This is a genomic window from Streptomyces sp. NPDC085944, assembly GCF_040686295.1.
GTDB classification, from domain to species: Bacteria; Actinomycetota; Actinomycetes; order Streptomycetales; family Streptomycetaceae; genus Streptomyces; species Streptomyces salinarius.
The window spans coordinates 1-5,352 of record NZ_JBFBJX010000046.1 but is presented as its reverse complement, the minus strand read 5'-3'; the positions used below and the strand labels follow the sequence as shown (position 1 = coordinate 5,352).

The following is a 5,352-nucleotide window of genomic DNA, read 5'->3' as shown; positions in this document are numbered from 1 at the left end:
CGACGACCCAACAGGCCACCACTCCCACGGAACCACCAGACCTATCCCCGACCAGCGGAAACGCGTCGATCGCGCCCGGAAAGACAACAGCTTCTCAGGGAGCGGTACCTCTACAAGGGCCGGCACCGCCGGTCTGCAACGCCTGTGCGGCCGGTGGTACCGGCCTTTGAAGTAGCCCATGGAGCGGTGCTGTTCCTGCGTCGGCACCGCGAACACACGGGCGTTCTCGCGGGCGAGGAGACGGCGCTCGTCCGCCCGTACGTCCTGGCCAGTGAGGCCCGCGCACGGCACCGCTCGGCACCCGTGAGCGGCACTCCCCTCGCTGGCCCCTGGTACGCCCCGGCAGGTGACCACTGATGCCGCCCCGCCAGCAACTCCGCGCACCGGGGCCCGACTCCTACCGATCGGACTCCTGCCGGATCGGGACGCACCACGCCTGTGCGGAGTCGTCCCCGGCCACCGCACCGGTCGACGTGCCGGTGATCTACGAAGTCTGCGACTGCTCGTGCCACACCATCGCCAATCGCCCGGCACGGACGGAGGCGGCACGGTGAAGGTAATGGCACCCAGTGGGGCGGTGCTCTCCCCGGTCGAGATCACCTCGGCGAGCGTGCAGCGCGGCGACGTCATTCAGGTCGGGGGTCAGCAGTGTCGAGTGGCTGACCTCTTCCAGCTGCCTGGCGGAGCGAAGCGACTCGTCTTCGACTCGGGCGAGTTGCTGACCATCCACACGATGACCCGGCTCGTGGCCCTGCGGCTCGTGCGAGTGAGAGGCGGTGATTCCGCCCATGCCCTCGCGACGCGACACCATCGCCGATGACCTCCGGGACCGGATCACTTCTGGCCGACTCAAGCCCGGCGACCCCCTGCCCTCTGAGGCGCACTTGGCCGCCCAGTACAGGGTGAGCACATCGACGCTGCGGAACGCCCTCGCCGTGCTCCAGGCGGAAGGCCTCGTCGAGAAGGTCCACGGCAAGGGGAACTTCGTTCGCCGTCCGGTCCGCAGGATCACGTACGTGGGAGGGGCCCGCACACCGGACACGCCCGTCACGGACCTCGCACCCCTGAGCGTCACTGCCCGCACCACCAAGGTTAGGGCCCGCGGGCATCTGGCGGCCTTGCTGAAGGTGCCGACCGGCAGTCCTCTGACGGAGATCCTCTGTCTCGGCCATGAGGGCGAGAGGCCCCACAGCCTGGCTCGTATCTACGTCCCGTGCGACCTGGCGCCGGCCGCCCGCGAGTCACTCCCGTACGAGGCGGTGCTGCGGCGACTGATGGAACTCCGCCCACCGTTGGCTGAAGTCCGGGAGGAGATCAGCGTTCGCCTCCCGACATCGCAGGAGGCATCCACCCTCCGGATCAGCTCCGCCCTAGCAGTCCTCGCCGTCACTCGCCAGACGGCCGACACCGTCGGCCGCGTGGTCGAGGCGGCGCTCCTGGTGTTGCCGGGGGACCGCGCCGACGCGGTGTTCACCACTCACCACGTGCAGGACGAAAGGCCGGCGGAAGCATGACGACGTCAAACGAACTGAGGCTCCTCCCCTGGACGGGCCCCGACGGCAAGCCGTGCTTCCTCAGCACTGATGACAACGGCGGCCCCATGTCCCGCCTGGCCGACAATATGGAGTCAGTGCAACTCGGCATGGCAACCGAGCTCCTGGGCCAGGCGGTAGAGATCCTCGCCGAGGCCGATACGGACCCGGACGACCTGCGACTCCTGACGAAGGACCTGACCGGAGCCCTACGGGACACGCTCCGCGTTGCGACGAGTCGAGGTCACCGCCTGGACAGCCGGTCTACTGATCACCGGTCCCGCTGACCAGCGGGGCTGGAGAAGCCCACGGCTCTGACCAGCTCAGATGCCGTGGGCTTCTGTCGCTATCGGTCGGCGTCGGCTGACCTCGCACGGCCCAGGGACGGTCCAGCTTCGGCACGCTCGACTGACGGCTGGCGCCCTCGACGCGCCCCGTCTGAAGCTCAACTGATGGCAGTCAGCCACGACGGCGGGGGCGCCTGCCGGCCTCGCGCGTGTGTTCCTTGCTGTGCTCCCACTCGCCTCCGCCACGCTGCCGGTACCGCTGACCAGGCGAGCAGTCAGGCGACATGTTCTTGTACGCACGCCGCGATGTAGCCGTCTGGCAGAGCGACTTCCTCACATCGAAAATCGCTGTTCAAAGTCACTCTCCGCCTTCCAGAGAGCCCGCTTCCTGAAAGCGCGAGGCTATGGTTTCACCCGGAGCGGCCGAGACCGGCCCGGAAGAACGGCAGTAGCGGGGGTGGCATCACGGCGGGGAATTCGAGCAGCTCCCACTGGCAGCCGGGCACCTTCTCATCGAGATAGCGGAACCCCTGCTGCATCATCAACAGACCCACGGCCGTCGACGCTTGGTCCGCCGGGGACCAGTGACGCTTACTCACGTCGGCCATCAGCAGCATTCCCATCCCAAGGGTCCTGCCCATCATCCATTCGTAGGCCGCGTCATCCAGCAGGTTGGCCTCAATTTCCGCCTCGACTCGTACGCACAGGTCGATAGCCCATTCCCGGGTCGCTCCGCTCGCCTTCCAAGCGTCCCGTAGATTGTCCAGGGTCGCTGTCTCCGCCAGACACAGCAGGGTGTCGAGGACAGGGCGGTCGGGAAGGGTGCTCATACCGCCATCGGGAGGAAACACCTCCCCGGCAAGATCCGGGACGTCCACGACTGTGTATTCAGCCATGGACGCCCATGGGTTGTACCACCCCGTAGGCTGCATGGCCCGCAGCACATCACCGATTCCCTGTGGCGTGATGGCCGCTCCCCCGCGCAGCACCGTGGTCACTGCCGCAGCCGTAACATCGCTGTCGGACACATTCGGAGGGTCCGGGTTCAGGTCCAGCTCAGCCAGCTCCGGCGGAGGCCACACCACACCCCGGTTACGCATGCACCGGATGATCCCCTCATCGATCCGGCGGGCCCGAGCGGGAACTAGCCGGACCCGCTGACCAGAGGCGACCACCTCGTCGGCGACACGCTCCGCCCACTCCTCCTCGTCCTCTCGGGCTATCGGACCCTCGTCACCGAGACCGGTATCGAGACCCCGGACGGCTTGCCCGAAGGCTTCCCGCACCGCTTGTTCCGGCACCGGATGTCCCTCGTCGAACAAGGCCAGTGCCAGATGGAACGGCCGAGTACCACGCCGGGCCAACCGGGCGAGCGCCACGACCAAGCCGAATGCTTCGTCGACCGGAACCGATGCACTCCCCCGCCCCCGGCCCAATGCCCGCACCCTGTGCCTTGGCAATAAGCCCGCCCGCCGCCAGGACGCGAGCTGCTTCATCGACACCCCGTAGCCGTGCTGGCGCGCGTGGTCGATGAGCTGCTGATCAGCGGATGCCGGAGCAGTCGTAGAAGACATGGCGCGAACCTACCCACTGCCGCCACAAGAGGACGTGGCTTCGGAAGAATAGAGCCCCCCCACCTTCACCAAGGCCGGGTGCACCGCACGTGGTGCTCTTGGGGAACTGCCGGACTACACGCACCGGCAACGAACCAGGAGAACCCATGCTAATGACCTCCACTGACCTCCTCCCGACGACCGGCCCCCTGTCCTGGGCACTGATCACGGCCCTGTACATCTGGATCACCGTGTACGTCGTCATCGTGAGCGTCGCCCTGTTCCACCCCGGCCGATCCCGCCGGAACGAAGCCCGCAAGATCCTGGACTGCCACCTCCTCGTCCCCTGGATGCTGTGACCTTCCCGTAGCAGTGACTAACCGCGATCTTTCGCGAGGGTCCGCCGATGAAGTCGGTGGGCCCTTCTGCTTTCCGGATCTGGCCGGCGTCAGTTGCCTGCGACGGCGGGACCGCGGTGGACGAGACATTGCGCGGTGACTTCTTCGTCCCGAAGCAACTTGGGCGGAGGCTCGACCTGCAGCGAGTGCGCCTCTCACCTGCGGCGAAGATCCGCGGGTGTCCGTGCTTGTCCGCCGCTGTTCGTCGGCGTTGTCACGCAGTTAGACACTCACCGCGGATCGCACGATGCGGCACAGCCGTAGCCGGGTCGGGGGTGGCCCAGTAGAGAATGGCACGGTGGACGTAGCTGCGGAACTGCGCGCTCTTACTGGCTCTCTGTCGCGAGAAGGCGGGGTCTTCGGCCGCGTGGTCGACCAGGTCGGCGGATCCGTTTCGGGACTCGTTCGCCAAGTGGCCGCCGAGGCTGAAGAGGCTTGGAAGCAGTATGCAGTGGAAGGTGCAGTCGGCCCGGACACACCAGTAGAGATCGACGACGCACTTTTGCAGATCGACGCTGAGCGCGCAGTGGAGCTCTTGACCTACCTGGCGACCTACGACCTCGTGTTCCCGGGCCCAGCACGCCGAGGCCGCGCCCACGCCCGTAGAGCGGCGGAACGTGTTGTCCGTCTGCTGGGCTATGAGGCCGCCTGGTACACGAACATCACTGAACTCGTGCCCGGAGCGCGAGCGTGGAACCCGGTCACCCGACATACCTTCGATGGGGTCGTTGCGGGGACCGGCGGGTCCTTCACCGTGGTGTTGCTGCAGGTAGGCGAGGACTGATCCCCGCTGACACTCTGCCGCTGCCGCGTCAGAGGGCGCGACGCCGCCCCTGTCCGCTGTCGTTGATGTCAGCCATGGATGTCACCTCACACCGGTTGGGTCACTTGCGACGCTTGCGTGTCTTCGCCTTGCGTTCGGCTTCCTTGCGCTTCTCGATGGTGTACGACGACCACTCGCCACGGTGCAGGTTGCATCGCGACGCACCGACCATCGCCAGCCGCCGGCATCGAGTGCCCTTCTCCGTGAGCGCTCCACACCTGGATTGCGTACGAGCCACGCTTCCCACCCCCGGTCTCGACCGTCGTGCGGACCAGTGCAGGATTGCCGGGCACATGTCCTCTGTGGAAGGCGCACTGCTCCGCGCAGCGGTGCACGGTGGCCCAAAGCGGTTACTCAGGGGCGCACGCTTTCCAACTGTGTTGGTGCGGTGGTGGGCGTCGTCCCCGGGCGTTCACCTGCGTTCATGGGCGGTCGGCCACCGAGGCGGAGGCGGCTCTGGGTCTCGTCTGAACGGCCGTGAACGGCGCTGAATGAGACGGGAACTGAGACGGAGCGGGGCCCCTCATGCCCCGGTGGTGTCGGTCCCTCGTGCATCATCCTGGCGTGTTGAAGATCCCCAGATATGAAGGCGCCCGACGCCTTCACCGTGGCTCCCCGCTGTTCCCCGCTCGTTCTCGTGCGCTTGTGGTGCAGGTGCTGGCCACTGAGAGGGCGTTAAGTCCCGTTCCTGATGATGTGGTGTCGCCCGTTCGTGGGTGATGGGGCGGTTTCGCCCTCGTGTCATGGCGTGTACATGAT

Annotated in this window: 7 protein-coding genes; 6 read left to right on the top strand and 1 reads right to left on the bottom strand. The window is 66.8% G+C overall.

What is annotated here, in order from left to right:
* The first annotated feature begins 186 nt into the window (after positions 1-186).
* From AB0P07_RS36665 to AB0P07_RS36650, 4 genes are all read left to right on the top strand, one after another.
* The gene (locus AB0P07_RS36665; protein WP_365558743.1) at positions 187-357 is read left to right on the top strand and encodes a hypothetical protein; all 171 of its coding nucleotides are present in this window, start codon (positions 187-189) and stop codon (positions 355-357) included.
* 193 nt (positions 358-550) lie between these two features.
* Positions 551-820, top strand: a complete 270-nt coding sequence (locus AB0P07_RS36660; protein ID WP_365558740.1) for a hypothetical protein — start codon at positions 551-553, stop codon at positions 818-820.
* Positions 789-1,514 (top strand): GntR family transcriptional regulator, encoded by a 726-nt coding sequence (locus tag AB0P07_RS36655; RefSeq protein WP_365558738.1) that lies wholly within the window; start codon positions 789-791, stop codon positions 1,512-1,514. The genes AB0P07_RS36660 and AB0P07_RS36655 overlap by 32 nt, the downstream gene beginning before the upstream one ends.
* Entirely contained in the window at positions 1,511-1,819 is a 309-nt protein-coding gene (locus AB0P07_RS36650) for a hypothetical protein (protein ID WP_365558735.1), read from the top strand. Before AB0P07_RS36655 ends, AB0P07_RS36650 begins: the two co-directional genes overlap by 4 nt.
* Before the next feature lie 410 nt (positions 1,820-2,229).
* Here the strand turns inward: AB0P07_RS36650 and AB0P07_RS36645 are convergent, their stop codons facing one another.
* Complete coding sequence (locus AB0P07_RS36645; protein WP_365558733.1) at positions 2,230-3,393, bottom strand: hypothetical protein; 1,164 nt, start codon at positions 3,391-3,393, stop codon at positions 2,230-2,232.
* 152 nt (positions 3,394-3,545) lie between these two features.
* Here AB0P07_RS36645 and AB0P07_RS36640 point away from each other — a divergent pair, with 152 nt between their 5' ends.
* Both AB0P07_RS36640 and AB0P07_RS36635 read left to right on the top strand, forming a co-directional pair.
* Entirely contained in the window at positions 3,546-3,731 is a 186-nt protein-coding gene (locus AB0P07_RS36640) for a hypothetical protein (RefSeq protein ID WP_365558730.1), read from the top strand.
* 337 nt (positions 3,732-4,068) lie between these two features.
* Complete coding sequence (locus AB0P07_RS36635) at positions 4,069-4,554, top strand: hypothetical protein (protein WP_365558728.1); 486 nt, start codon at positions 4,069-4,071, stop codon at positions 4,552-4,554.
* Positions 4,555-5,352 lie beyond the last annotated feature (798 nt).

Bases quoted from the DNA above. Each gene is read 5' to 3' on its own strand.
- AB0P07_RS36640 (WP_365558730.1), top strand. From the start codon at position 3,546: ATGACCTCCACTGACCTCCTCCCGACGACCGGCCCCCTGTCCTGGGCA.
- AB0P07_RS36645 (WP_365558733.1), bottom strand. From the start codon at position 3,393: ATGTCTTCTACGACTGCTCCGGCATCCGCTGATCAGCAGCTCATCGAC.
- AB0P07_RS36655 (WP_365558738.1), top strand. From the start codon at position 789: ATGCCCTCGCGACGCGACACCATCGCCGATGACCTCCGGGACCGGATC.
- AB0P07_RS36650 (WP_365558735.1), top strand. From the start codon at position 1,511: ATGACGACGTCAAACGAACTGAGGCTCCTCCCCTGGACGGGCCCCGAC.